This window comes from Bacillus sp. L_1B0_5, assembly GCF_000836715.1.
GTDB classification, from domain to species: domain Bacteria; phylum Bacillota; class Bacilli; order Bacillales; family Bacillaceae_G; genus Bacillus_A; species Bacillus_A thuringiensis_S.
The window spans coordinates 134,850-159,140 of record NZ_JXIS01000041.1 but is presented as its reverse complement, the minus strand read 5'-3'; the positions used below and the strand labels follow the sequence as shown (position 1 = coordinate 159,140).

Here is a 24,291-nt window from a genome sequence, read left to right as displayed (position 1 = left end):
GTAGCACCCGTGTTACCTTGAACGCCTTGAGGTCCAGTAGCACCCGTGTTACCTTGAGGTCCCTGAGATCCAGTAGCGCCGGTAGCACCAGTGCTACCTCGAGGACCAGTGGCACCAGTAGCGCCTGCTGGTCCAGTAGGTCCGGTAGGTCCTTGAATGAACGAAGCAGAATTAACTAGAGCAGTTTGTAATGCTGCTATTAATTTAAGAAGCTCTTGAAGTGTGCAAGGGTCAATTCGGAATAATTTTGTAATGTATAGTAAATAGTTAATGAGATTTTGAAGCTCAATAAATACAGCGCTTGCTACAAAGGTTGGATTTCTTAATATAGTTATTAAGTTTTTAATAATAGCTAACCCTTGTGCTTTCAGGGAGGAAGTCGCGTCTAGTGAACAAATAAATTTACTTAGTAGGTTCAATGTATCGATTAGATCTTCAATATTTTGGGGAGATGGATTTGCGAAAAGTTTTGGGATTATTTTTGTTAAATCAATAATAATCGCACGAAATGTTCTAAGTTGAGCTTTAGTAATTGGGATTGATGGAGTATTTGGGATTCGTCCGGCGCTACTTGGAAAGCATGGTTTGGAGAATTTGTTTTGACTGTCGTTATAACGAGACATTAAATCTCTCCTTTCTCATGAAAATGTGAACGAAACTCATCATAGTAGATGCAGAAATTGGTTAAATGGTCATAGTAAAATCGTTTGTTTAAAGAAAAAATAGAAAAAACGCCTTACAATAAGGCGTTTTTTCTATTTTCTGCGTATTGATAATATCGCTTTAATGAAATTTTTGATTTGAATCCAGCGAGTTTTATAATTTCTGATTCAGGAGTTTCTTTTTTTATTAAGTTTAAAATATAGGTGTTACGAAAATGTTGTCCTGAAATTCCTTTACGTAAATTGGCTCTAGCCACTTCGAGGCGAATCATTTTTTGTATAGCAATTTCCGTCAATGCCTTTGGTGCATCATTTTCATATACCCACCTGTATGTTCCGCGGTTAAAATCAAATGCGACAAACAATGAATCGTCACTATGATACTTAGGTCGAACTGGTTCTGGGATACTTTTGTAATAATTATATAGTTGTTTTTTGTCTTCTTTTGCTAATGTAATTGTTCTTTCTACACCTGCGGTTGCTGGGATTGACAATGTGTTAGTTTCAAAGTGAACGTGATGCATTGTTAATGCTGTAAGTTCCTGTAAGGATAAACCGTAGTCGATCAATAGATTTAAAATGGCGATATTGCGATCCATTAATAAAGGGCGCACAGGAAGTTGTTTTTCTGAAAGTCCTTCTAATGAAGTGACTATATACTTTAATCTTTTTTCTTCATCAGGTGAAATGAAATCTTCGTTACGAAGTGTACGGTCTGGTTGAATAGATATTTCCATATTCTTCAATGGATTGGGAATGTTTAGAAAATGATGCATTCTATTTAATACAGTAAATACACGATGCATCGTTTTTTCTGAGTAATGTCGATTCGTTTTCAAATCGGAAAAGTAATCTTCGTAGTCTTTTGTACAAAGTGTAGCCCATATATTACTGGAAGGGAGCTTTTTGTTTTTTTCTAACCAATGTCCGAAGTCTTCAACGTCATAAACATAACGTTTAATAGTTGAGGGTTTTCGGCCTTTATTCAATAAAAAAATAGAAAAGGCTTGTATTGTATCATGGAATTCCGTTGTCTCCATAGTCCCACCACCTTAATTATTTCTTATATTATAGCAAACTTTTCTGAAAATAGGCATTTACAAGGGGGACAGGAATAATAATATTTGGTGAGTGGATAAAGTGAAACTATAATCAGTGGGGATTTTGTTCATCCCCTGCTGATTATTAGTTAAACCAATCGGGCATTTACGGGTGGTTATCTCCCGCTTAAATACCGAGCGTTTGCTGAATGTCGAGGTGGGAGTCTTACTGCTCGCAAATAGCGGGATAAAATGAGGTGATTGTATGGAACAATCGATGCGAAAGAAAAACAACAATCAAATTAATATTGTGTTAAACCATCGAAAGAAAATTTCTTTGCCAGCCGCAGAAAATAAAACGGTAATTTCAAATGAAACTACAATTAAACATGAAATGCTGCAGAGAATTGAAGAAGAGATGGGGAAGCTTGTTGGGATGGATGATATAAAAAAGATAATAAAAGAAATATATGCTTGGATTTATGTGAATAAAAAAAGACAAGAGAAGGGATTGAAGTCTGAGAAGCAAGTACTTCATATGCTGTTTAAAGGGAATCCGGGTACAGGGAAGACAACTGTTGCTAGAATGATAGGGAAATTGCTGTTTGAGATGAATATTCTATCGAAAGGCCACTTGGTTGAAGCTGAACGTGCTGATCTTGTAGGAGAGTACATCGGCCATACAGCTCAAAAAACAAGAGATTTAATAAAAAAAGCAATGGGAGGTATTTTGTTTATTGATGAGGCGTATTCTTTAGCTCGAGGAGGAGAGAAGGACTTTGGGAAAGAAGCAATTGATACGCTTGTAAAACATATGGAAGATAAACAACATGGTTTTGTATTGATTTTAGCTGGATATTCAAGAGAGATGAATCACTTTCTTTCATTAAATCCAGGGCTGCAATCTCGTTTTCCATTTATTATTGAATTTGCGGATTACTCGGTAAATCAGCTATTGGAAATTGGGAAGAGAATGTATGAAGATCGTGAATATCAGTTATCAAAAGAAGCTGAATGGAAATTTAGGGATCATTTACATGCGGTGAAGTATTCGTCGCAAATTACATCGTTTAGTAATGGGCGGTATGTACGGAATATTGTTGAAAAATCAATTCGTACACAGGCGATGCGGTTGTTACAAGAAGATGCGTATGATAAAAATGATTTAATTGGAATATCGAGTATGGATTTAATGCTCGAAGAGGAGACGCACAGTACATAAACTGTGCGTCGATTTTTGTGTATAAGTTCGTTTACTCTTTTTTTGCTTTTTCTTGGCGTGCTTTATGGAAGCGTTCCATTTTAGCGCTCTTTTCGTGTGCTGAATTAGGATCGTGTCCAAATTGATTTACTGAGCTTTTTTGAGCTCCTTTATTAACGTGGTTTGTCATTTGTATTCACCTCACTTTAAAAATTAGTATAAACATTATATAAAGAAAAAATCGTTAGAAAAGAAAAACCTCTTTACGATATGTAAAGAGGTTAGATTGCTATTTATGCATTGAACGTTCTTTCGTTTCGATACGTCTGTGCGGTAAATGCCATTTGTAATGAATAGAAACCATGCGGAAGCAAACAATTAAAATGAATAAAATGTAAAGAGCCCAATCGCTAACAATAATTTGAGCGCCAATTAAGAAACCTGCTAAAATCGTCCAAAAGGCATATACTTCAGCTCGAAGAACGAGAGGTTTTCTGCGGGCTAAAAGGTCGCGAATGATACCACCGCCAATACCGGTTAAAACAGCTGCTACGATTGTGGCGCTAATTGGTAAATTTAATTTTTGAGCATATAATGCTCCTTGTACAGCAAATGCTGATAAGCCGATAGCGTCAGTGATATTTTCCCACTTTTTCCAATGTCTAATTAATTTATTTGGAAAAAGAAAAATAATAGTCATTGATAAAAGTGCGATTTGGAATAACATGTCTTGTTGCCAAAACGCGACAATCGGATAACCGATTAATAAATTACGAAGGGCACCTCCCCCAAATGCGGTTGCCATTCCTAAAATATACACCCCGAAAATATCATAATCCTCTTCCATTGCAACAATGGCTCCGCTTAGTGCGAAAGCGATTGTGCCTATGATGCTAAAAATCTCCCATGCCATGAATTTTCTCCCCCGCTAACTAGATGAAATGTGCTTCCTCTGCTATTATATTAGAAGGTTTAAATTTCGAAAAGGATGAGTGAACATATTTGATGGAAGAAAAAGAAAAAGTCATACTAGTAGGCTGTCAATTGCCACAAGATGATGATGAAAAATTTATGCATTCCATGAAAGAGCTTGCATCACTAGCGAAGACTGCACGAGCAGAATTGTTAGTTTCAACAACGCAAAAACGACCAAAGTTTCATCCGGCAACTTACATAGGTAAAGGGAAATTAGAAGAGCTTACAATGTTAACTGAAGAATTAGAGCCGGATGTTATTGTATTTAATAATGAATTAACGCCGAGTCAAATTCGGAATTTATCCTCAGTATTAGATGCGAGAGTAATTGATCGAACGCAACTAATACTAGATATTTTTGCGCAACGTGCGAAGTCGAGGGAAGGTAAGCTTCAAGTAGAATTAGCTCAGTTGCAATATACAATGCCACGTCTTATGGGGCAAGGGTTGTCCTTATCGCGTCTTGGTGGTGGTATTGGAACGAGAGGACCGGGTGAGACGAAACTTGAGACGGATCGTCGTCATATTCGATCGCGTATTGATGAAATAAAGAAACAACTTGCAGTTGTTGTGGAACATCGAAAAAGATATCGTGAGAGAAGAAAAGATAATAAAGTATTTCAAGTTTCATTAATAGGGTATACAAATGCAGGGAAATCGACACTGTTTAATAGATTAACGGAAGCTAATACGTTTGAAGAAAACCTTCTGTTTGCAACACTAGACCCAACGACGAGGAAGATGCCGTTACCTTCTGGTTATACAGTATTACTAACTGATACTGTTGGTTTTATACAAGATTTACCCACTTCATTAATCGCTGCTTTTCGTTCAACACTGGAAGAAGCGGGGGAAGCAGATGTTATTTTACATGTAGTTGATTCTGCGGATCCTAACTACATAGGGCATGAAAAAACAGTAAAACGATTATTATCAGAACTTGAAATTAATCATATTCCTATTATTACGTTATATAATAAAAAAGATGAATTACATCAAAACTTTATTCCGTTTCCGAAAAGTGATTTCTTAATGACTAGTGCTTTTGAAGAAAGTGATTTATTGCGTATAAAAGAAGCGATAGAAATGAAAATGAAGAAAGAAATGGATCGTTATCGAGTGGAAATCCCTCCGAGTGAAGGTAAGTTATTAACGCTTTTAAAGACGGAAACGCTATTAGCAAAGATGGAGTTTCTGGAAGATAAATTTGTATATGATTGTGCAGGGTATATTTTTACTCATTCATCGCTTAATGTGCAATTAAAGAGATTTTTAGTGGAAGAAGGAGAAAATAAAAATGTTTGATCGTTTGAAAAATGGAGAAAAAATTGCTCCAATCGTAAAAGAAGTAGAGAGTCAGATTACAGAAGTACATAAACGTGCGGATGAAGTAATTGAAAGTAATCAGTTTCGTGTATTAGAAAGTTTTCGTAAACATAAAATTAGTGACTCGCATTTTATCCCGACGACAGGTTATGGTTATGATGATATTGGCCGTGATACGTTAGAAAAAGTGTATGCTGATGTATTTGGGGCGGAAGCTGGACTTGTTCGTCCGCAAATTATTTCAGGTACTCACGCTATCTCTACAGCGTTATTTGGTATTTTACGCCCAGGAGATGAGTTATTGTATATCACTGGGAAACCGTATGATACGTTAGAGGAAATCGTTGGTGTGCGTGGGAAAGGTGTAGGTTCATTTAAAGAATATAATATTGGTTACAATGCAGTTCCACTAACTGAAGCTGGGCTTGTTGATTTTGAAGCTGTTGCAGCAGCGATTCATAGTAATACGAAAATGATCGGTATTCAGCGCTCGAAAGGTTATGCTACTCGTCCATCGTTTACTATTTCTCAAATTAAAGAGATGATCGCGTTTGTTAAAGAAATTAAACCTGATGTTGTTGTGTTTGTAGATAATTGTTATGGCGAGTTTATTGAAGAGCAAGAGCCGTGTCATGTTGGTGCGGATTTAATGGCAGGTTCGCTTATTAAAAACCCAGGCGGGGGAATTGTAAAAACTGGTGGCTATATTGTCGGCAAAGAACAGCATGTTGAAGCGTGTGCATATCGTTTAACATCTCCGGGAATTGGTGCCGAAGCTGGAGCGTCTTTATACAGTCTGCAAGAAATGTATCAAGGTTTCTTCTTAGCGCCACATGTTGCGGGGCAAGCGCTAAAAGGTGCGATTTTTACAGCAGCTTTTTTAGAAAAGTTAGGAATGAATACGTCACCAGCGTGGAATGCACCAAGAACAGACTTAATTCAATCTGTTCAATTTGATGATAAAGACCGTATGGTTGCCTTCTGTCAAGCAATTCAATATGCATCTCCAATTAATTCGCATTTTACTCCGTATGCAAACTATATGCCGGGTTATGAAGATGATGTGATTATGGCTGCGGGAACGTTTATTCAAGGTGCAAGTATTGAATTGTCTGCTGATGGTCCAATTAGACCGCCATATGTTGCGTATGTTCAAGGTGGCTTAACGTATTCGCATGTTAAAATTGCGATTTGTTCTGCGATTGATGAATTGATTGAAAAGAATTTATTAACAATTTCTTAAAGGAAAGCTGTCGATTTCGGCAGCTTTTTTCGTATAAAAGTAATGATTTGTGAGATTAGAAAAAAGAATGAAAAAATTTATAAAAAATCATGTAAGAAAAGCTAACATCTATTGACACTAAACATAACATGGTATAAAATGAGAAACAGTTAAGGCGAAGGAGGAACTGAAAAATGAAAGAAGATAGACGTTCTGCCCCGCTGTTTCCTATTGGTATTGTTATGGATTTAACACAATTGTCTGCACGTCAAATTCGCTACTATGAAGAGCATAATCTTGTTTCTCCAACCCGTACGAAGGGGAATCGTAGATTATTTTCATTTAACGATGTAGATAAGTTGTTAGAAATTAAAGATTTGTTAGATCAAGGCTTGAATATGGCTGGTATTAAACAAGTGTTACTAATGAAAGAAAATCAAACAGAAGCAGTGAAAGTAAAAGAAGAAACGAAAGAAATTTCAAAAACTGAGCTTCGCAAAATACTTCGAGATGAACTACAACATACAGGTAGATTCAATCGAACTTCATTGCGACAAGGTGACATTTCAAGATTTTTTCACTAAAGATAACTGATTCTGAAGGCGATTAGAGGGACTAAGGAGGAATTTATAATGTCTAGATACACAAAAGAAGATATTTTCCGTTTGGCGAAAGAAGAGAATGTAAAGTATATCCGTTTACAATTTACGGACCTTTTAGGGGTAATTAAAAACGTAGAGATTCCAGTGAGACAATTAACGAAAGCTCTTGATAACAAAATGATGTTTGATGGATCTTCGATTGAAGGTTTCGTACGTATTGAAGAATCTGATATGTATTTATATCCTGATTTAGACACTTGGGTAATTTTCCCTTGGACAGCTGAAAAAGGTAAAGTAGCTCGACTAATCTGTGATATTTACAATGCAGATGGCACTCCATTTGATGGAGACCCACGTAACAACTTAAAACGTGTGTTAAAAGAAATGGAAGATTTAGGATTTTCGGACTTCAATCTTGGACCAGAGCCAGAATTCTTCCTATTTAAGGTTGATGAAAAAGGAAATCCAACATTAGAATTAAACGATAACGGTGGATACTTCGACCTTGCGCCGATGGATCTAGGGGAAAACTGTCGTCGTGATATCGTTCTTGAACTTGAAGAAATGGGATTTGAAATTGAAGCATCTCACCATGAGGTTGCTCCAGGGCAGCACGAAATTGACTTTAAATATGCAAATGCAATTCGTTCATGTGATGACATTCAAACATTCAAACTTGTTGTAAAAACAATTGCTCGTAAACATGGTTTACACGCAACGTTTATGCCAAAACCACTATACGGTGTGAACGGTTCAGGTATGCACTGTAACTTATCATTATTTAAAAATGGTGAGAACGTATTCTTTGATGCAAACGGTGACTTACAACTAAGTGATGATGCTCGTCACTTCATCGCAGGTATTTTAAAACATGCACCAGCATTTACAGCGATAGCAAACCCAACTGTAAACTCATACAAACGTCTAGTACCTGGATATGAAGCACCTTGTTACGTAGCATGGTCTGCACAAAACCGTAGCCCGTTAGTACGTATCCCTGCATCTCGTGGTATTAGTACACGCGTAGAAGTACGTAGTGTTGACCCGGCTGCAAACCCATATTTAGTAATGGCTACATTATTAGCTGCAGGTCTTGATGGAATTAAAAACAAATTAACTCCACCAGCTGCAGTAGATCGTAACATCTATGTAATGACAAAAGAAGAGCGCGAAGAAGCAGGTATCGTTGACTTACCAGCAACATTAGCGCAAGCATTAGTTACATTACAGTCTAATGAAGTAGTATGTGGTGCACTAGGAGAACACTTACTTGAGCACTTCATCGAAGCGAAAGAGATTGAGTGGGATATCTTTAGAACACAAGTTCACCAATGGGAACGCGATCAATATATGTCTCTATACTAGGAGGCTTGAACCCTTGATACAACTCGTATCAAGGGTTTTTTAATTCCCTATTATTACACTTCAATGTGGCTGTAAAATGAAAAACAGCCACATAAAAGCCAATAATTAATAACAAGTAGTGATATCACAGAAGAACATTATCAGATAAACGTAAGTTTTATATAATTTGTGAAATGAAAAGCCTTGATACTACGGTATCAGGGCTTTTTTTAGTGAAGTTATTGGATAAATTAACTACTAGATAATGAATTGTTTTTGGTTTCTTAAATCATGTTACTAAGAAAATCTTTTCAAAAGAAGTGATTTTATCTTTTTTTAAAAATCACTTGTGCTATAACTTAATAATTCTTTACTGCCTGTACAACGCGACCAATGATTTTTACATCTTCAGCTGAAAGATCGTAAGTTTTTGGTTCGTGGATAGGATCATTACTCAATGGTATTAAAGTAATGATGCTTCCAGACTTTGAAATCTTTTTCACGGTAGCATCATAACCATTGACTTTTACAACAGCAATTTGTCCGTTTTCAACATAAGGAGTTTCCTCTACTAAAACATAAGAACCATCAGGAAATTCGAGATTCATGCTAGTGCCTTTTACAGTAAGATAAAAATACTTTTTACGCTTGTTTAAAAATGTACTCAGCATTGGTAAATAGCCTTCGATATTTTCTTCAGCGAATATAGGTGTACCAGCTGCTACAGAACCAATGATAGGAATATGAATAATATTTGATTGATCGTTTTGGATGGTTTCATAAATAGAAACTTCTTCTTTAACAGTATTGTCCTCTTGAGTTGCGAGTTTTTCTAAATCATCAGTAGTGATTCCTAATCCCTTACAAACTTTTATTACATTATCAACAGATGCTTTACCAATCCCTCTTGATAACATGGATTGCAGTGTTGTGGGGGGGAGACCTATTTTTTCGGCGAAGGCTCTTTTGCTATAGCCAGCTTCTTTTATTAAGCGTGTTACAACCTCTGCTTTTTTCATTACTTTCACCATCTTTCATATTAAAATGTATACGATATTGCGTATTTCTGTATATATCATAACCTAACTGAATTTGTTAGTAAATAGAAAAGTATACGAAATTGAGTATTTAAATACGTTTTTTTGTTGACTAAATACGAAATTGAGTTTATATTTAAATGAAAATGAACGCAATATCGTACAAAAAATAGGTGGTGAGTCGATGTATTCGAATTTGCGTGCAGAGATGGCGAGAAAAAGAATTATGATTACACAAATTTCTTCGCATCTGAAACTTCGCCACGCAACAGTGAGCGACAAAATAAATGGTAAATTTCGTTTTTATTATGATGAAGCTTTTGAAATTAAGAAAACTTTTTTTCCAGAACATAATTTGGAATATCTCTTTGAATTTGAAGAAAACGAAGCGAATTGAAATCGGAGGAGAATTGCTTAAAATGGATAACCGAATTATTGAATAATGACTTAATAAAAGGGTTCATATCATAGTATTTATTTTAAATTTCGATAATTAGTTAATCTGTAAAAAGAAAGCAACGAATTATGCGTAGTGCGAAATTATCTCAATACAATAAAGATAGTTCAAAATTAGTAGTGAGGAGGAGATGAGGATGGGGCAATTAACTAACTCATCAGTACATAGTTCATTAGTATTTGAAGTTAATGGCAAAGTAGTAACGGATAGTTTGGTAATTGCGAAGATATTCAAAAAAGATCACTTCGACGTTTTGAAGGAAGTTCGAAAACAAATTGTATATGTAGATGAAGAGTTTGGAGGAGAAAATTTTCACGAGTCCACTTATATGAATTCAAAGAACAGGCGAATCCCTAAATATGATTTAACAGAAGAAGCATTTACGTTACTTGTGATGGGATATACCAGTAGAGAAGCGGTTGGAATAAAAATTAAATTCATGAAAGAGTTCAAACGAATGAAGCAGTATATACAAAATCAACAAAATGTGCCAAAGGATCCAATGGGGGTTTTAAAGTTAACATTTGCTGCGTTAGAAGGGCATACCCAGGAGATACAAGAGATTAAGTCTGAGGTGAAGGGATTGCGAGAAAATACGCCGCTGTATGCTATCGAGTGTGAAGAAATAACAAGGGCTGTAAAAAGGTTAGGTGTTATGTTATTGGGAGGTAAAAATTCAAATTCTTATCAGGATATCGGCCTTAGAAGGAAGTTATATAGAGATATTTACAGTCAGTTACATCGGGAATTTGGTGTGAATAGTTATAAAGCTATTAAGCGTCATCATTTGGATAGAGCAATACAAATTATTAATGAAGAATATTCAATCCCAACTGTTTTAAATGAAGAAATTACAGTTAAAAACTCACAAATAAATATGGCAGACATTCAGTAGGAGGAAAGAACATGCAAAGAAAGATTTTAGTAATTACTAGCAGTTTAGCAGGATTACCAACTGTCAGTGAATTTAAAACAAAAGAAGATGCAAAAGAGCAGGTTAGAAAGCTTATTCAAAAAGGAATGAGTCAAAATGTGATTCGTATAACACAAGAAATTCCAATGAATATCGAAATTCAAGTGGATGTTGAATTTGAGGAATAAGAGAGGTTTAGAAGAAAATAGATATGGATAGCATGATTGTTTTGAATGAATAAGAAAAGAATCCGTTGCAGCGGATTCTATAAGAAAAAATATCTCTAGATAAGTATAACATTGAATACCGTTTTTGAGAATTTATGAGGTGGCTAGTATGGGGATTATTCGAGTGAAAAAAGATAGTAATTATTCCGTTATAAATAATACTGGTTTAAAAGATGAAAGGTTGTCATGGAAAGCGAAAGGAATCTTAGGCTATGCGCTTACATTACCAGACGATTGGACTTTTCATATTAGCGAATTAGCTCGACATGCTAAGGATGGAGAAGATTCGCTCCGTACAGGTTTTAAGGAATTAAAAGAATTAGGTTATGTAAAACGTTATCCTGTTCGTGATGGGAATACGAAAAAAATTACAAGGTGGGATACGGAAATTTACGAAACGCCACAAAGGAACATGCCACAAGTGGAAAACCAAGATGTGGTAAAGCCATATGTGGAAAATCAGACACTACTAAATACTAATAGACTAACTACTAATAAACGAAATACTAATATACAAAATACTAATATACAAAATACTAATATACAAAATACTAATCATTATGATGATATGGATAAATTAGACTCTCGTGTATTTATTAATGAGAGGGTTAAAGTAAGTTGTAACTTTATTAAGGGGATGGGCATTCCGTTAAGTGAAATTGCTATTGCAGAGTTGGGGGATTTTTGTAATTTGTTTAGTGATGAGTTAATTCAGCATGCAATTAATAAAGCCGTTGATGAGAATGCACCAAGATGGAACTACATTAAGGCTATATTGAGGAATTGGAAGGAGCAAGAAGTTAAAACATTAGTTGATGTGGCTATAATAGATAGACGTTTCGAAATGAGCAAGAAAAAGAAATATAACGGGACAGGTAGGAAGTATTCAAATAGAAAAGAGATTGTACCCGATTGGTTATATAAAGATGATGAATCAACAAATCTAGAAGAGGAAAGAAAAACTGTGCAGTCTATTGATGAAGAGCGTGAGAGATTACAAGAAGTGTTAAATAAATATAGGTCATAAGAAAAAATACTAGATGATTTACGAGTAATAAAGATTGAAAAGGCTAATAAGCATATTCATTCTATTAAATTAGTATTAAGAGACTTTTTAAAAAGAACGGAAGTGGGTGAATCAGTAAGTGTTCGAATGGCTCAAAGATTATAAGAAGTTAGAAGAAGAAATTGCTTATTTAGAATACAACTTAGATAAATCAAAAGCCGAATTGAAGCGTTGGATTAGCGGTGATTTGCAAAATGTAAGGTTAACCGCTGAATCGGAAGGGGCTAAGGTAGAAGGGCGGATTGAAGCAATTGAATATGAATTAGCTCATAAGATGAATGAAGAGTATAATTTAAAGCTTTTGATTAATAAGTTTACAGGACTGGATCATCAAATACTTAAAATGAAATATGTTGATGGAATGACTTTAGAACAAATTTCGTTTGAATTGCATTATAGTACAGGCTATATACGCCGGAAACACGCTGAAATAAGGAAGATTGTCAAGTTTTTAGATGGATTTTAATGTTACCTTTTTGTAGGATACATGCAGTGTACAGAAAGTATTGAAAAAGTGATTTATAGTAGTAATATAAGATTTCGACGAAAGGGCAACTATTTTTATGGTTGCTCTTTTTGTTGTGAAAGAAGGTGAGTAACATGAAGTGATTTGATGGATTAATGGGTCTTTAGCTTCTAGTTATATTTAGTAAAGTAGTAGTTTTGCAGGCGAAAATAATAGAAAAATAAGGAGATGTTTAATGATGAGTTTATTAGCTGCTTCAGTCAAAACAAAGAATTTGCCACAACAGGTGTTACGTTGGCAATCAATGGTAGAAAGTGAATGTGCTGCACAAGGTGTATCTGAGTTAGTTCCTTACGTGCTTGGAGTTATTATGGTAGAAAGTGGAGGGAATTCTGAAACGACACCTGATATTATGCAGTCCAGTGAATCACAAGGATGGGCAATGAATACGATTAAAAATCCGAAAGATTCAATTTATTACGGAGTGAAGCATTTAAAGGGTGCTTTTGATGATGCGAAGAAAAATGGCATTACAGATTTAAGTGCCATTGTTCAATCATATAATTTTGGACGAGCTTACCTTCGCTGGTTAGCATCTAATAATAAACAGCATTCATTACCGGTGGCAGATCTGTATTCTAAAACAGTTGTTGCGCCATCACTTGGAAATACGACTGGTGCTATGGTGAAATATAGTAACCCTATCGCTGTTGCTTACAATGGTGGTTATCGATATAAAAACGGAGGGAATTTCTTCTACTCTGAAATTGTTAAGCAATATGTTGATTTTAACGGAGGAACTGATGGTGGTGACAATAAGCCGTTACAACCAAAAGGACTGGGAATTGCAACGTCTAAATACCCAGAAGGATGGGGTATCAATTTATATAGTAGTGGTAATAAAGATGCTTGGTTCACTGGCGAAGTAATCAATACTAAAACTCCATATTTAATTTTAGATGGTGCTTGGTACGGTGGGAATGAAAATATGCTGTGCTTAGGATGGCAACAATGGGCAAAGCAGGAACACTTTGAAGTACAATGGTTCTATGCATATTCAAAATATCCACCAGGGTATGGCATTAATACATATAAAGGGCCGAATGGTGAATGGACTGGTAATGTAGATGGTTCTGTGCCCTATGGGATTTTTGCAAGAAAAGATGGTTATATGGACATTGGACAAAACACTTGGGTGAAAGAAGAACATTTTAATATAAGATAATGCCAAAGAGTCTCGTACTCTGTGAATGTAATTATGGAATGCGATGGTGTGAGAATTATAAATACTAGATTTATTATATATAGAAATAAAAAATTAAGAGAGGTGCTTTTATAAGCGCCTTTTTATATTGCTTATAAATAGAAAGGAAGATTAATATGGCAAAATTTATTTATCCAACAGATACAACGAGAGTAACAAGTGGCTTTCGGGGGAGCAGAGCAGATCATCATGGGATAGACCTTGCTGAATCGGGTTATCATCCAATTTATGCAGCAGCTAGCGGACGAGTTAGTCGTTCTTATGTTTCATCTAGTTATGGTGAGTGTATTATGATTGTGCACCCTATTGATGGAGTTACATGGGAAACTGTATATGCTCATATGCGTAGCGGTTCTCGAACGGTTAAAGAAGGTGATTATGTTACGCAAGGACAAACCATTGGAGTTATGGGTAGCACGGGACAAGTTACTGGTCAGCATCTACATTTTGAATTGCATAAAGGATCTTGGAACATTAATAAGAGCGATGCTGTGAATCCGTTAGACTACTTGGGAAAAGGTGATGGTGGTGGCACAACTGATCCTTCTAATAAACCGATACAACCAAAAGGCCTTGGAATTGCGACATCTAAATATCCAGAGGGTTGGGGTATTAATTTATATAGTAGTGGTAATAAAGATGCTTGGTTCACTGGTGAAGTAATTAATACTAAGACTCCATATTTAATTTTGGATGGTGCTTGGTATGGTGGTAATGAAAATATGCTGTGCCTAGGATGGCAGCAATGGGCGAAGCAAGAACATCTTGATGTACAGTGGTTCTATGCATATTCAAAATATCCAGCAGGTTATGGTATTAACACATATAAAGGGCCGAATGGTGAATGGACTGGTAATGTAGATGGGTCTGTGCCTTATGGGATTTTTGCAAGAAAAGATGGTTATATCGATATTGGGCAAAACACATGGGTAAAAGAAGAACATTTTAATGTGAGATAAGGATATGAGAGTAGGATCACTCGTGTGATTCTCTTTAATTTTTGAAAAGGAGATGAGAACGATGGAAGAACAAATCTTCAATTCAATGATTCAACAAGGGGCATTCGCAGCTTTATTTGTATGGATGCTGTTTACTACGCAAAAAAAGAATGAACAGCGCGAAGAACAATATCAAAAAGTTATTGAAAAAAATCAACAGGTCATTGAAGAACAAGCGAAAGCATTTAGTTCGTTGTCGAAGGATTTATCAGATGTTAAGCAAAAAATCTTGGGAAACGGGGATGAGAAATAAAATATGATATTAAAGTATTTGTCGCGTATGCAGGTTCTCAAATAGGAATGCGATTAATATATAATAATGAGAAAAAGCCCTAATACCGATAAGTATTGGGGCTTTTTCTCATTAGCTATAGTGAATAAGGTTGTGGTGGACTCTTCAAGAGGAAAGAGTGAATGAAGTCTAATGTAAATGAAATGAAACCTTGAATGATGCTTAGTTATAACGCAGTCTTATTCAGGGGTTCGTTAGTTCATTTTCTAAATTTAGGGAATAAATATAGCTTAGTACCTTGCAATAAACAATACCGAGTGGTATATTATGGATAAAACAGGTACCGTGTATTGAACAGTACTAAGATAGGAAAGGAGGATGGCACTTGAACGTTCAGTTTAAAAAAGGTGTGCTTGAACTTTGTGTATTAGCACTTGTAAAACGTAAAGATAGTTACGGTTATGAACTTGTTCAGCAAATTTCTAATAAATTTTTAATATCGGAAGGGTCAGTATACCCTTTATTACGCCGTTTGACGAAAGAAGGGTATTTTCAAACGTATTTAAAGGAATCTACGGAAGGGCCACCTCGTAAATATTATCAATTAACAGAGCAAGGGGAAACGCAATTTCATTTGTTAGTAACAGAATGGCGTGATTTTGCGAAAGGGGTACAAGAAATTATTGAAGGGGTGGAATGGGATGAGTAAAGAAGGGTTTCTTAAAGAATTATCAAGTTATCTTAGAAAGTTACCAGAGGAGGAGAGGCAAGATATTTTATCGGATTATGAAGAGCACTTTCAATTTGGGATAGAAGAGGGGAAAACTGAATCAGAAATAATACAGGGCCTTGGTTCTCCGAAAGTAATCGCAAAAGAATTACTTGCGATGTATCGCTTCGATGAAATGAAAAAAAATCCATCGACTTCAAATGTGACAAGAGCTGTTATGGCAGCGATTGGACTTAGTTTGTTTAATTTTATTATTGTGTTAGGCCCGTTAGTCGCAATTATTGCTTTTATATTTTCTTTTTGGATTGGTGGTATTGCTAGTGTAGTAACACCATTTTTCGTGATTGGAAAAGTATTTATGGGTACTTTTATATGGTTGGATCTTTTCGTTAGTATAACGTTTGTTGGAGTAGGTTTATTATTATGTATTATCGCTTTTTATAGTACAAAGTGGTTTAAGAGATTGTGTGTACGATATGTAATATGGAACTTCAAAATGATAAAAGGAGAGTAAATGATGAAAAAACTATTTTTAATCGCTATCGCTTGTATCATTATTGGAGTAATAGGAATTTCCCAAACATATGAAAAAGCAGTACAAACTGCTGAAAAAGGCGATAAAGAAAATATAATTAAAAACGAAACATTAAAAAATATAGAAGTTAAGTTAGATGCCGGGGATATTATTGTCCAAAAATCTCCTGACTCTTCTTTTTATATCAAGCAATCAGGAGATGTACGTAAACAAGAGATTCGTATCGCAGAAGATGGTGACACATTAAAAATTATTGGGGAAAGAGAAAAAGGTGCTTCATTTGATTTTTCTTTTTACGATTTTAGGTTTCAAACGTCTAAATTGACTCTCCTTGTGCCCGAACGCTCCTACCAAGATGTAAAAGTAAATTCATCTGCCGGACAAATCGAAATGAGTGATGTGAAAAGTGATAGCGTAAGTGTTAGAACACTTGCTGGAGAAGTAGAGTTGAAACAAGTAACGGCTAAGAATGTGGAGGGATCGACAAAAGCTGGTGAGGTGAACTTTGAGAAGGTATTAGGGAAAGTGACCGCAAAAACAACAAGTGGGGAAATAAATATTCAAGATCATGATTCTAAGTATAATCTAGAAGCAAGTTCAACTGCGGGAGATATAGATATTACTTTATCGGAAAAACCACAAGATGCGGTAATTACTGGGCAAAGTGCTGCCGGAGATGTAACAATTTTTAATGAAGAAAATAATAACGTAACAATTGGAAATGGTAGTAAAAAGATTAGCGGTAAAACGGCTGCTGGAGATGTGACGATTGAAACTCGCTAATAAGAAATAGAATGTATGGAAATCTATCAAAATACAAAAAAGAAGATAATTACCGTATATAAATAAGGTAATTATCTTCTTTTGTTATTTTTAATGTAAATCACGATATACGCCAATTACTTTCCCGATAACTGACACTTGTTTTAAAATGATAGGTTCTAATGAAGAGTTTTCTGGTTGTAGACGGAAATGGTCTTTTTCTTTATAGAAACGTTTAACAGTTGCTTCGTTATCTTCTGTTAAAGCGACTACAATTTCACCATTATATGCAGACTGTTGTTGGCGAACAACAACTAAATCTCCATCGAAAATACCAGCTTCAATCATACTATCTCCAGAAATACGTAACATGAACACTTGGTCTGCTCCAGCAACAATACTAGCTGGAAGTGGGAAATGTTCCTCTACGCTTTCGACAGCTGTAATTGGTAAACCAGCAGTAACTTTTCCGACAATTGGAACTTGAATAACAGATTGTGTTTCTGTATCGATTCGGTCTACGCCTAAAATTTCAATCGCTCGTGGTTTCGTTGGATCGCGTCGAATGTATCCTTTTTCTTCTAATCGTGATAAATGTCCGTGCACTGTAGAACTAGAAGCGAGGCCGACTGCTTGACCGATTTCACGTACGGAAGGTGGATATCCTTTTTCTTGTACTTTTAGCTTAATAAAGTCGAGAATGTCTTGCTGGCGTTTCGTTAACTTTTCCATGTTTTCTAACACCTCGTTTTCTTTCATTTTTCTTATTAATAAGTATAACATGTGAAAAAACATTCTACAAACATAAGTTCGAACAAATGGCTGATTTATGTTACACTATAGGGAAATAATAGGGAGAAAGAGGGGTTCAAAATGAATGCAATTATTTATGCACGTGTGAGTACAACGAAAGAAGCACAAGAAACATCATTATTACGTCAAAAAGATGAATTATTGCATTTAGCTGAGCGCTATCAAATGAATGTTTCTAAGGTGATTGAAGAGCAGGCTAGTGGATATACAATTGAGCGTGACGGTATATTAGAGGTGTTGGATACAATTCGAGACGAACAAATTGATGTGTTACTTATACAAGATGAAACGCGACTTGGTAGAGGAAATGCGAAAATCGCATTAATGCATTGTTTACATAAAGAAGGTATAAAAGTATATACGCATACACATAATGGTGAATTACAATTGTCGGATTCTGATTCGATGGTATTAGATATTATTGGTATTGTTGAAGAATATCAAAGAAAGATTCATAATTTGAAAATTAAACGAGGTATGCAACGTGCAGTAGAAAAAGGCTATCGTCCAGAAAAAAATTTAAAAAATCGGCATTTAAGTGTAGGAAGAGAGAAAAAAGAAGTGCCAATTGAGGAAATTGTACGTTTGCGAAAAAGTGAACTCACGTTTGAAGAAATTGCAGCAACACTACGTGGATTTGGTCATAATGTTTCAAAGGCGACTGTACATCGTAGATATGTAGAGTATACGAAGCAATTGCTTGATAAAGAAGAGTAACTATTGTATGATAATAATCAGTTTTGATTAGAAGGGGGATTCGAGATGATTAATCACGAACTCGTTGAACGCATTAACTTCTTAGCGAAAAAAGCAAAAGCTGAAGGTTTAACTGAAGAAGAGCAACGTGAGCGTCAATCGCTACGTGAACAATATTTAAAAGGATTTCGTCAAAATATGTTAAACGAACTTAAAGGAATTAAAGTTGTTAACGAAGAAGGTACAGATGTTACACCGACGAAATTAAAAGCTTTAAAAAAGCAAGATAATGCAAAATTAAATTAAAAGATGGGCGAAGCCCATCTTTTTTTATTTGTAAAAATCGTTATTTAATAACTTTCCAGTTGTTATTAACTGTTGCTTCTATCGTTTTATGTTCCAATATATAATTAGCGATAAGTTCAGACATATCTGTTGGTATATCTTTTACTACCGGTTTGTTTTGAAACATAAAGAAATTTCCACCGCCACTTGCACGATAATTATTCATTACAACGTCATATTCTTCATTCATATTAAGAGGAACACTGTTATGCTGTAAAGATTCTACTCTTTCACCAATTGGTTTTGAAATGTTTAATACGTATGAAATCCCTTCCCACATATCGTAATTATAATGTTGTGGCTTTGGTTCTATGTAGGTAGGACTTACGATGATGGACCCATCTGTTTTTAATGTGAAATAAGAAGCAGAGAGTTCAAGAGCATCTTTTATATCTGCTCCAGTTATTCTAATTACTTTTAATGTGTTTGGATAAATATAATTAGAAACGATGTCACGCATTGTTACATGTTCCGGAAAACCTGGAGATGTATTATGGAACAAACTTGTACAAGAAATTGATACATTAGCTATATCCATCTGTATTTTATTTATAAATTCGATAAAAGGATGATCATGCAAACGAGTTTGCATAGCATCTGAAATTTGCATGTCACCCTGAATGATTCCAATAGGTTGATCAAGCCACTTTTGTGTTTTCTCTTCGTAATCGGCTACCAATGAAATTACATTTTGGTCCGCTTCAACTCCTTGTACAGATAATAATTCAGAAGAGCTCTCTTTTTTCACCCATTTATGTTTTGTTTTTTCGAATGTTACTTTTACTTTTCCAACTGAGTGTCCATTGCATCCGGTCTGTAAAATTGTTATACCGTTAGCCATTGTGTGAGAAATTTCTCGGTGTTGATGACCTGTTAGTAAAAGGTCTATACCTTCAATTTCATGGCACATTGCATATCCTTGGTTTTCACCTGTTAACACTTCAGTCGGTTCCCCAGTTTGTAAATCTCTTTCGAATCCACCGTGATAGGCTACGACTAATAAATCTGGTTTCTCATGTTCGTGAATATAAGAAACCCATTTTTTTGTAGTCTTTAATGCATCTTCAAATAGTAAATCTTTAATGTGATGGGCCTGTTCCCAATTTGGGATGTAATGTGTTGTTACCCCTAAAATAGCAATTTTTATATTGGATTCAATCTGTTTGATTATATAAGGTTTTCCGAAATAGGGTTTTTTTATGTTTTTATCTAAAATATTTGCTGATAGGTACGGGAAGTTCGCAGTAGTCACAGCATTATTTAATATATCCATTCCGTAATTAAATTCATGATTGCCGATAATTGCAGCGTCATACTGTAAGTGATTCGCTAATAAGGACATTGGGTTTTTTTTGTTTTTTTCGTATGTAACATAATGATAAGTAAATGGTGTTCCTTGAATAAAGTCGCCATTATCAATTAAAAGAACGTTTATATTTTGGGAACGTTCTTTTTTTATAAGAGTAGAAATTTTAGCTAAACCAAGTTCTGCTGGGGAGTTATCTTGGTAGTGAATGGGATAAACAGTGCCATGTATATCGCTTGTTAATAAGATGTTTAAAGTTACAGTTTGATTATGTTCCAATATGACTCACCTTTTCTATTGTTATCTTCCAATTAATCATATCAAATATGTGAAGTGAAATTTGATGTGAATGTATAGAATGTGTAAAGATTCTGTAAATAACCAATTGTGTATCAAAATATGTGATATATTTCTTCATGTTTACGGAAGGTATTTATATAACAAGAAAAATGGAGGCATTAATATGTTGAAAAAAGTTTTTGCAATGAGTACAACAGTTGTACTAGCAGCGGGATTATTAAGTGGCTGCGGGACGAAAGAGTCAAGTGCAAGTAAAAATGAAGATACGAAAAAAGGTTATGTACCAAAGACCTTAAATGTTCAATTTGTTCCTTCTCAAAATGCGGATACGTTAGAGGCAAAGGCAAAACCATTGGAAAAGCTATTAAGCGATAAATTAAATATTCCGGTAAAAGTTAGTATTTCAACTAACTACAATACAATTGTAGAAGCGATGGCATCTAAACAAGTTGATGTAGGGTTTTTACCACCAACAGCGTACGTATTAGCACATGAAAAGAAGGCTGCAAATGTAATTTTACAAGCGCAACGTTTTGGAGTAGAGGATGAAACAGGGGCTCCTACAAAAGATTTAGTAGACTATTATAAATCTGAATTTGTTGTTAAAAAAGACTCTAATATAAATAGTGTAAAAGATTTAAAAGGTAAAAAAATTGGTTATCAAGATGTAACATCATCAGCAGGGTATGTATGGCCTGCAGCTGTTCTATTAAAAGAGGGAATTGATCCGCTAAAGGATGTGAAACCTGTTACATTAAAAGGTCATGATCAGTCACTTATTGCTCTTTTAAATGGTGATGTAGATGCAGCTGTTGTATTCCAAGATGCTCGTAATATTGTAAAAAAAGATTATCCAAATATATTTGATCAAACGAAAATAGTGAAATTTACTGAGAAAATTCCGAACGATACAATTTCTGTACGCTCTGATTTAGATGCAGAGTGGAGCAAGAAATTACAAGATGCTTTCATTGAAATTGGAAAAAATGAGGAAGGCCGTAAAATCATTAAAGAAGTATATTCCCATGAAGGATATATTAAATCTGATGATAGTAAATTTGATATTGTTCGTGAATATGGAAAGACAGTGAAGACGCAATAATACATAGTGAACTGGCGGCTAGCTGGAAGGTGTGAGATTTCAGTTAGTTTGCCGTTTTTTAGTTATTGATAATACATTGAAAGTAGGTAAGATGTGTGATAGAGTTTCGAAATGTTTCCAAAATGTATCCGAATGGCACAAAGGGATTGAATAATATAAATTTAAAGATTCAAAAAGGTGAGTTTATTGTAATGGTCGGGTTATCCGGAGCTGGAAAATCTACACTTCTCAGATCCGTAAATCGTCTTCATGAGATTACCGAAGGAGAAATCATTATTGAAGGTGAGTCTATTACTTCTGCGAAAGGAAAAGGATTAAGGCGTATGCGCCGGGATATCGGTATGATCTTCCAAAGTTTTAACCTTGTAAAGCGATCAACAGTATTAAAAAATGTATTAGCTGGTCGTGTTGGCTATCATTCCACATTACGTACAACGTTAGGTTTGTTTCCGAAAGAAGATGTGGAACTCGCATTTCAAGCATTAAAAAGAGTGAATATTTTAGAAAAAGCATATGCACGTGCTGATGAATTATCAGGAGGACAACAGCAACGTGTATCGATAGCTAGAGCATTGGCGCAAGAAGCAAAAATCATATTGGCAGATGAGCCTGTTGCATCGTTAGATCCACTTACGACAAAGCAAGTGCTAGATGATTTGAAAAAAATTAATGAAGATTTTGGAATCACGACAATTGTAAATTTACATTCTATTGATTTGGCTAGACAATATGCGACACGTATTATCGGATTACATGCAGGAGAAATTGTTTTTGACGGTTTAGTAGAAGAAGCAACGGATGAAAAATTTGCTGAAATTTATGGGGACGTTGCTCAGAAAAGCGAATTATTAGAGGTGGCAGTAAAATGAATGACGTGACGATATATTCAAATGAAATACCGAAGCCGCCGAGTAAATTGAAACATATATTAACGTTTATTTTAGTTATTTTAATGCTGTGGAGTAGTAGTGTACAAGTAGATGCATCATTTTCAAAACTGGTAGACGGTTTTCCAAATATGGTAGATCTATTGAAAGAAATGGTGCCACCTGATTGGAGTTATTTTCAAGTTATTACAACAGCGATGTTAGATACAATACGTATGGCGATTATTGGGACGACTTTAGGAGCGATTTTAGCCATTCCACTTGCATTGTTTGCAGCAAGTAATGTGTTTACTAACACATTTTTATACAGTCCAGCTCGAATGATTTTAAATTTTATACGAACGATACCAGATTTATTATTGGCGGCTATTTTCGTAGCAATTTTTGGAATTGGGCCACTTCCAGGTATTTTGGCTCTTACTTTTTTCTCAATTGGACTCGTAGCGAAATTGTTGTATGAATCAATTGAATCAATTGACCCTGGCCCACTAGAAGCGATGACAGCTGTAGGGGCTAATAAGGTGCAATGGATTGTTTATGGAGTCATTCCACAAGTAAAAGCGCACTTTGTTTCCTATGTACTATATACATTTGAGGTGAATGTACGTGCAGCGGCTGTCCTAGGTTTAGTAGGAGCAGGTGGTATTGGACTATATTATGATCGTACACTTGGATTTTTACAATATCAACAAACTGCTTCTATAATTATTTATACCCTTATTGTTGTTTTGTTAATTGACTACATTAGTACGTTGTTGCGGGAGAAACTATAATGAATAGAACGACGATGATTGTTCCAAAACCGAAGAAACCGAGTATATATCGCTGGATTATTTTAATAGCACTTACAGTTGTATATGTATGGGCCTTTTCAGGAGTGCCATTAGAAGGGATAAAGGACACAGCAGGTGAAATCACGAAAGCAATTATGACAGGGATATTGAATCCAGACTGGTCGTATGTATCTTTGCCAGATGGTGAAGATTTATTACATGGATTAATTGATACGTTGGCAATTGCGATATTAGGTACATTTATTTCTGCATTTTTATCTGTTCCGTTTGCCTTTTGGGCGGCAACGAATATGAGTAGTGGAAAATTAACTTCAGGATCTGGGAAATTTGTACTTAGTTTTGTTCGTACGTTTCCTGAATTAGTTATGGCTCTTTTATTTATAAAAGCTGTTGGCCCAGGCTCTTTTGCAGGAGTATTAGCCTTAGGATTACATTCTATTGGAATGTTAGGGAAACTATATTCAGAAGGAATTGAAAACATAGATAAAGGACCGACGGAAGCGTTACTAGCAACAGGAGCAAATCGTTTTCAAATACTTTGGTATGCAGTGTTACCACAAGTGTTACCGGATTTTCTATCGTATACGTTATACAGATTTGAAATTAATGTACGATCCGCTGCGATTTTAGGGGTTATTGGAGCAGGAGGGATTGGTACACCGTTAATTTTTGCGCTGAGTTCACGGAATTGGTCTCGTGTTGGGATTATTTTATTAGGTATCATTTTAATGGTAATTATAATTGATTTGATTTCAAGTTCGATTCGGAAACGGATTGTTTAACTTATTTGAAAAGCATCGAAGTTAGATGCTTTTTTGTGTTTTTAAAAACATATTGAAAAAAGTAAGTATAGAAAAGAAGTTTGTATAAATATACAGATAATTCTCTTTCTTTTTAAAATAAAAATAATTAAAAAGTATGTCATATTGAATGCCCATACATTCCCGGAAACATTGATTTTTTTATAAAAAACCAAAAAAATATCAACA

The 24,291-nt window shown here is 35.1% G+C and carries 29 protein-coding genes; 22 read left to right on the top strand and 7 right to left on the bottom strand.

Annotation, left to right across the window (positions count from 1 at the left end):
- Both RT27_RS14070 and RT27_RS14065 read right to left on the bottom strand, forming a co-directional pair.
- Positions 1–623 (bottom strand): collagen-like protein (locus RT27_RS14070; protein WP_043936460.1); only part of this gene is annotated, 623 nt, incomplete at its 3' end.
- Between the two features lie 113 nt (positions 624–736).
- Positions 737–1,702, bottom strand: coding sequence for a site-specific integrase (locus tag RT27_RS14065; protein ID WP_000450330.1), 966 nt, complete (start codon positions 1,700–1,702; stop codon positions 737–739).
- Between the two features lie 265 nt (positions 1,703–1,967).
- Between RT27_RS14065 and spoVK the strand changes: the two genes are divergently transcribed.
- A complete protein-coding gene (spoVK, locus tag RT27_RS14060; protein WP_016080607.1) occupies positions 1,968–2,924 on the top strand; it encodes a stage V sporulation protein K in 957 nt (318 codons plus the stop codon).
- A gap of 31 nt (positions 2,925–2,955) precedes the next feature.
- Here the strand turns inward: spoVK and RT27_RS35230 are convergent, their stop codons facing one another.
- The gene (locus RT27_RS35230) at positions 2,956–3,093 is read right to left on the bottom strand and encodes a hypothetical protein (RefSeq protein ID WP_016080608.1); all 138 of its coding nucleotides are present in this window, start codon (positions 3,091–3,093) and stop codon (positions 2,956–2,958) included.
- Positions 3,094–3,192: 99 nt separating this feature from the next.
- Positions 3,193–3,816: a trimeric intracellular cation channel family protein gene (locus RT27_RS14055; protein ID WP_000312267.1), complete on the bottom strand. Its 624-nt coding sequence runs from the start codon at positions 3,814–3,816 to the stop codon at positions 3,193–3,195.
- A gap of 92 nt (positions 3,817–3,908) precedes the next feature.
- Between RT27_RS14055 and hflX the strand changes: the two genes are divergently transcribed.
- From hflX to glnA, 4 genes are all read left to right on the top strand, one after another.
- Positions 3,909–5,183 (top strand): GTPase HflX, encoded by a 1,275-nt coding sequence (gene hflX, locus RT27_RS14050; RefSeq protein WP_016080609.1) that lies wholly within the window; start codon positions 3,909–3,911, stop codon positions 5,181–5,183.
- On the top strand, positions 5,176–6,447 hold the full coding sequence (locus tag RT27_RS14045) for a methionine gamma-lyase family protein (protein ID WP_029443075.1): 1,272 nt from the start codon (positions 5,176–5,178) through the stop codon (positions 6,445–6,447). The genes hflX and RT27_RS14045 overlap by 8 nt, the downstream gene beginning before the upstream one ends.
- 173 nt (positions 6,448–6,620) lie before the next feature.
- Entirely contained in the window at positions 6,621–7,010 is a 390-nt protein-coding gene (glnR, locus tag RT27_RS14040; RefSeq protein WP_000656783.1) for a transcriptional repressor GlnR, read from the top strand.
- 48 nt (positions 7,011–7,058) lie between these two features.
- Positions 7,059–8,393 (top strand): type I glutamate--ammonia ligase, encoded by a 1,335-nt coding sequence (gene glnA, locus RT27_RS14035; protein WP_043936459.1) that lies wholly within the window; start codon positions 7,059–7,061, stop codon positions 8,391–8,393.
- Positions 8,394–8,731: 338 nt separating this feature from the next.
- Here glnA and RT27_RS14030 read toward each other — a convergent pair whose 3' ends face one another.
- Positions 8,732–9,391, bottom strand: a complete 660-nt coding sequence (locus tag RT27_RS14030) for an XRE family transcriptional regulator (protein WP_000708856.1) — start codon at positions 9,389–9,391, stop codon at positions 8,732–8,734.
- A gap of 202 nt (positions 9,392–9,593) precedes the next feature.
- Between RT27_RS14030 and RT27_RS14025 the strand changes: the two genes are divergently transcribed.
- From RT27_RS14025 to RT27_RS13975, 11 genes are all read left to right on the top strand, one after another.
- Positions 9,594–9,806: a hypothetical protein gene (locus RT27_RS14025; RefSeq protein ID WP_029443074.1), complete on the top strand. Its 213-nt coding sequence runs from the start codon at positions 9,594–9,596 to the stop codon at positions 9,804–9,806.
- Positions 9,807–10,002: 196 nt separating this feature from the next.
- Positions 10,003–10,761, top strand: a complete 759-nt coding sequence (locus RT27_RS14020; RefSeq protein ID WP_029443073.1) for an ORF6C domain-containing protein — start codon at positions 10,003–10,005, stop codon at positions 10,759–10,761.
- 11 nt (positions 10,762–10,772) lie between these two features.
- A complete protein-coding gene (locus tag RT27_RS14015; protein ID WP_001189064.1) occupies positions 10,773–10,967 on the top strand; it encodes a hypothetical protein in 195 nt (64 codons plus the stop codon).
- Between the two features lie 148 nt (positions 10,968–11,115).
- A complete protein-coding gene (locus tag RT27_RS14010) occupies positions 11,116–12,033 on the top strand; it encodes a DnaD domain protein (protein ID WP_043936458.1) in 918 nt (305 codons plus the stop codon).
- Between the two features lie 118 nt (positions 12,034–12,151).
- Positions 12,152–12,538 (top strand): DUF1492 domain-containing protein, encoded by a 387-nt coding sequence (locus RT27_RS14005; protein ID WP_043936457.1) that lies wholly within the window; start codon positions 12,152–12,154, stop codon positions 12,536–12,538.
- A gap of 238 nt (positions 12,539–12,776) precedes the next feature.
- Entirely contained in the window at positions 12,777–13,763 is a 987-nt protein-coding gene (locus RT27_RS14000; RefSeq protein ID WP_029443070.1) for a lysozyme family protein, read from the top strand.
- Between the two features lie 155 nt (positions 13,764–13,918).
- The gene (locus RT27_RS13995) at positions 13,919–14,761 is read left to right on the top strand and encodes a M23 family metallopeptidase (protein ID WP_043936456.1); all 843 of its coding nucleotides are present in this window, start codon (positions 13,919–13,921) and stop codon (positions 14,759–14,761) included.
- A 61-nt stretch (positions 14,762–14,822) separates the two neighbouring features.
- Positions 14,823–15,053, top strand: coding sequence for a BhlA/UviB family holin-like peptide (locus RT27_RS13990; RefSeq protein ID WP_000392443.1), 231 nt, complete (start codon positions 14,823–14,825; stop codon positions 15,051–15,053).
- A 364-nt stretch (positions 15,054–15,417) separates the two neighbouring features.
- Entirely contained in the window at positions 15,418–15,741 is a 324-nt protein-coding gene (locus RT27_RS13985; RefSeq protein ID WP_001102628.1) for a PadR family transcriptional regulator, read from the top strand.
- Entirely contained in the window at positions 15,734–16,276 is a 543-nt protein-coding gene (locus tag RT27_RS13980; RefSeq protein WP_016080612.1) for a DUF1700 domain-containing protein, read from the top strand. Before RT27_RS13985 ends, RT27_RS13980 begins: the two co-directional genes overlap by 8 nt.
- Positions 16,277–17,080, top strand: a complete 804-nt coding sequence (locus RT27_RS13975) for a DUF4097 family beta strand repeat-containing protein (protein ID WP_043936455.1) — start codon at positions 16,277–16,279, stop codon at positions 17,078–17,080. It begins immediately after the preceding gene.
- 90 nt (positions 17,081–17,170) lie between these two features.
- Here RT27_RS13975 and lexA read toward each other — a convergent pair whose 3' ends face one another.
- Complete coding sequence (gene lexA, locus RT27_RS13970; protein WP_016080614.1) at positions 17,171–17,791, bottom strand: transcriptional repressor LexA; 621 nt, start codon at positions 17,789–17,791, stop codon at positions 17,171–17,173.
- Between the two features lie 141 nt (positions 17,792–17,932).
- Between lexA and RT27_RS13965 the strand changes: the two genes are divergently transcribed.
- The gene (locus RT27_RS13965; protein ID WP_016080615.1) at positions 17,933–18,589 is read left to right on the top strand and encodes a recombinase family protein; all 657 of its coding nucleotides are present in this window, start codon (positions 17,933–17,935) and stop codon (positions 18,587–18,589) included.
- Between the two features lie 45 nt (positions 18,590–18,634).
- Positions 18,635–18,874 carry a DUF896 domain-containing protein gene (locus RT27_RS13960; protein ID WP_000607015.1) on the top strand — a complete coding sequence of 80 codons (240 nt, stop codon included), beginning with the start codon at positions 18,635–18,637 and terminating at the stop codon, positions 18,872–18,874.
- Positions 18,875–18,914: 40 nt separating this feature from the next.
- On the opposite strand, the gene RT27_RS13955 is transcribed toward RT27_RS13960, so the two are convergent.
- Positions 18,915–20,498, bottom strand: coding sequence for a bifunctional metallophosphatase/5'-nucleotidase (locus RT27_RS13955; protein ID WP_043936454.1), 1,584 nt, complete (start codon positions 20,496–20,498; stop codon positions 18,915–18,917).
- Positions 20,499–20,682: 184 nt separating this feature from the next.
- Here RT27_RS13955 and RT27_RS13950 point away from each other — a divergent pair, with 184 nt between their 5' ends.
- The 4 genes from RT27_RS13950 (at position 20,683) to phnE (RT27_RS13935) (ending at position 24,084) form a co-directional block, all read left to right on the top strand.
- Positions 20,683–21,621, top strand: a complete 939-nt coding sequence (locus tag RT27_RS13950) for a phosphate/phosphite/phosphonate ABC transporter substrate-binding protein (protein ID WP_000915063.1) — start codon at positions 20,683–20,685, stop codon at positions 21,619–21,621.
- A 95-nt stretch (positions 21,622–21,716) separates the two neighbouring features.
- Positions 21,717–22,490, top strand: coding sequence for a phosphonate ABC transporter ATP-binding protein (gene phnC, locus RT27_RS13945; RefSeq protein WP_000569232.1), 774 nt, complete (start codon positions 21,717–21,719; stop codon positions 22,488–22,490).
- Complete coding sequence (phnE, locus tag RT27_RS13940) at positions 22,487–23,281, top strand: phosphonate ABC transporter, permease protein PhnE (protein ID WP_016080618.1); 795 nt, start codon at positions 22,487–22,489, stop codon at positions 23,279–23,281. Before phnC ends, phnE (RT27_RS13940) begins: the two co-directional genes overlap by 4 nt.
- Complete coding sequence (phnE, locus tag RT27_RS13935) at positions 23,281–24,084, top strand: phosphonate ABC transporter, permease protein PhnE (protein WP_001082388.1); 804 nt, start codon at positions 23,281–23,283, stop codon at positions 24,082–24,084. The genes phnE (RT27_RS13940) and phnE (RT27_RS13935) overlap by 1 nt, the downstream gene beginning before the upstream one ends.
- Positions 24,085–24,291: the final 207 nt, after the last annotated feature.

Bases quoted from the DNA above. Each gene is read 5' to 3' on its own strand.
- RT27_RS14065 (WP_000450330.1), bottom strand. From the start codon at position 1,702: ATGGAGACAACGGAATTCCATGATACAATACAAGCCTTTTCTATTTTT.
- spoVK (WP_016080607.1), top strand. From the start codon at position 1,968: ATGGAACAATCGATGCGAAAGAAAAACAACAATCAAATTAATATTGTG.
- RT27_RS35230 (WP_016080608.1), bottom strand. From the start codon at position 3,093: ATGACAAACCACGTTAATAAAGGAGCTCAAAAAAGCTCAGTAAATCAA.
- RT27_RS14055 (WP_000312267.1), bottom strand. From the start codon at position 3,816: ATGGCATGGGAGATTTTTAGCATCATAGGCACAATCGCTTTCGCACTA.
- hflX (WP_016080609.1), top strand. From the start codon at position 3,909: ATGGAAGAAAAAGAAAAAGTCATACTAGTAGGCTGTCAATTGCCACAA.
- RT27_RS14045 (WP_029443075.1), top strand. From the start codon at position 5,176: ATGTTTGATCGTTTGAAAAATGGAGAAAAAATTGCTCCAATCGTAAAA.
- glnR (WP_000656783.1), top strand. From the start codon at position 6,621: ATGAAAGAAGATAGACGTTCTGCCCCGCTGTTTCCTATTGGTATTGTT.
- glnA (WP_043936459.1), top strand. From the start codon at position 7,059: ATGTCTAGATACACAAAAGAAGATATTTTCCGTTTGGCGAAAGAAGAG.
- RT27_RS14030 (WP_000708856.1), bottom strand. From the start codon at position 9,391: ATGAAAAAAGCAGAGGTTGTAACACGCTTAATAAAAGAAGCTGGCTAT.
- RT27_RS14025 (WP_029443074.1), top strand. From the start codon at position 9,594: ATGTATTCGAATTTGCGTGCAGAGATGGCGAGAAAAAGAATTATGATT.
- RT27_RS14020 (WP_029443073.1), top strand. From the start codon at position 10,003: ATGGGGCAATTAACTAACTCATCAGTACATAGTTCATTAGTATTTGAA.
- RT27_RS14015 (WP_001189064.1), top strand. From the start codon at position 10,773: ATGCAAAGAAAGATTTTAGTAATTACTAGCAGTTTAGCAGGATTACCA.
- RT27_RS14010 (WP_043936458.1), top strand. From the start codon at position 11,116: ATGGGGATTATTCGAGTGAAAAAAGATAGTAATTATTCCGTTATAAAT.
- RT27_RS14000 (WP_029443070.1), top strand. From the start codon at position 12,777: ATGAGTTTATTAGCTGCTTCAGTCAAAACAAAGAATTTGCCACAACAG.
- RT27_RS13995 (WP_043936456.1), top strand. From the start codon at position 13,919: ATGGCAAAATTTATTTATCCAACAGATACAACGAGAGTAACAAGTGGC.
- RT27_RS13990 (WP_000392443.1), top strand. From the start codon at position 14,823: ATGGAAGAACAAATCTTCAATTCAATGATTCAACAAGGGGCATTCGCA.
- RT27_RS13980 (WP_016080612.1), top strand. From the start codon at position 15,734: ATGAGTAAAGAAGGGTTTCTTAAAGAATTATCAAGTTATCTTAGAAAG.
- RT27_RS13975 (WP_043936455.1), top strand. From the start codon at position 16,277: ATGATGAAAAAACTATTTTTAATCGCTATCGCTTGTATCATTATTGGA.
- lexA (WP_016080614.1), bottom strand. From the start codon at position 17,791: ATGGAAAAGTTAACGAAACGCCAGCAAGACATTCTCGACTTTATTAAG.
- RT27_RS13965 (WP_016080615.1), top strand. From the start codon at position 17,933: ATGAATGCAATTATTTATGCACGTGTGAGTACAACGAAAGAAGCACAA.
- RT27_RS13960 (WP_000607015.1), top strand. From the start codon at position 18,635: ATGATTAATCACGAACTCGTTGAACGCATTAACTTCTTAGCGAAAAAA.
- RT27_RS13950 (WP_000915063.1), top strand. From the start codon at position 20,683: ATGTTGAAAAAAGTTTTTGCAATGAGTACAACAGTTGTACTAGCAGCG.
- phnE (WP_016080618.1), top strand. From the start codon at position 22,487: ATGAATGACGTGACGATATATTCAAATGAAATACCGAAGCCGCCGAGT.
- phnE (WP_001082388.1), top strand. From the start codon at position 23,281: ATGAATAGAACGACGATGATTGTTCCAAAACCGAAGAAACCGAGTATA.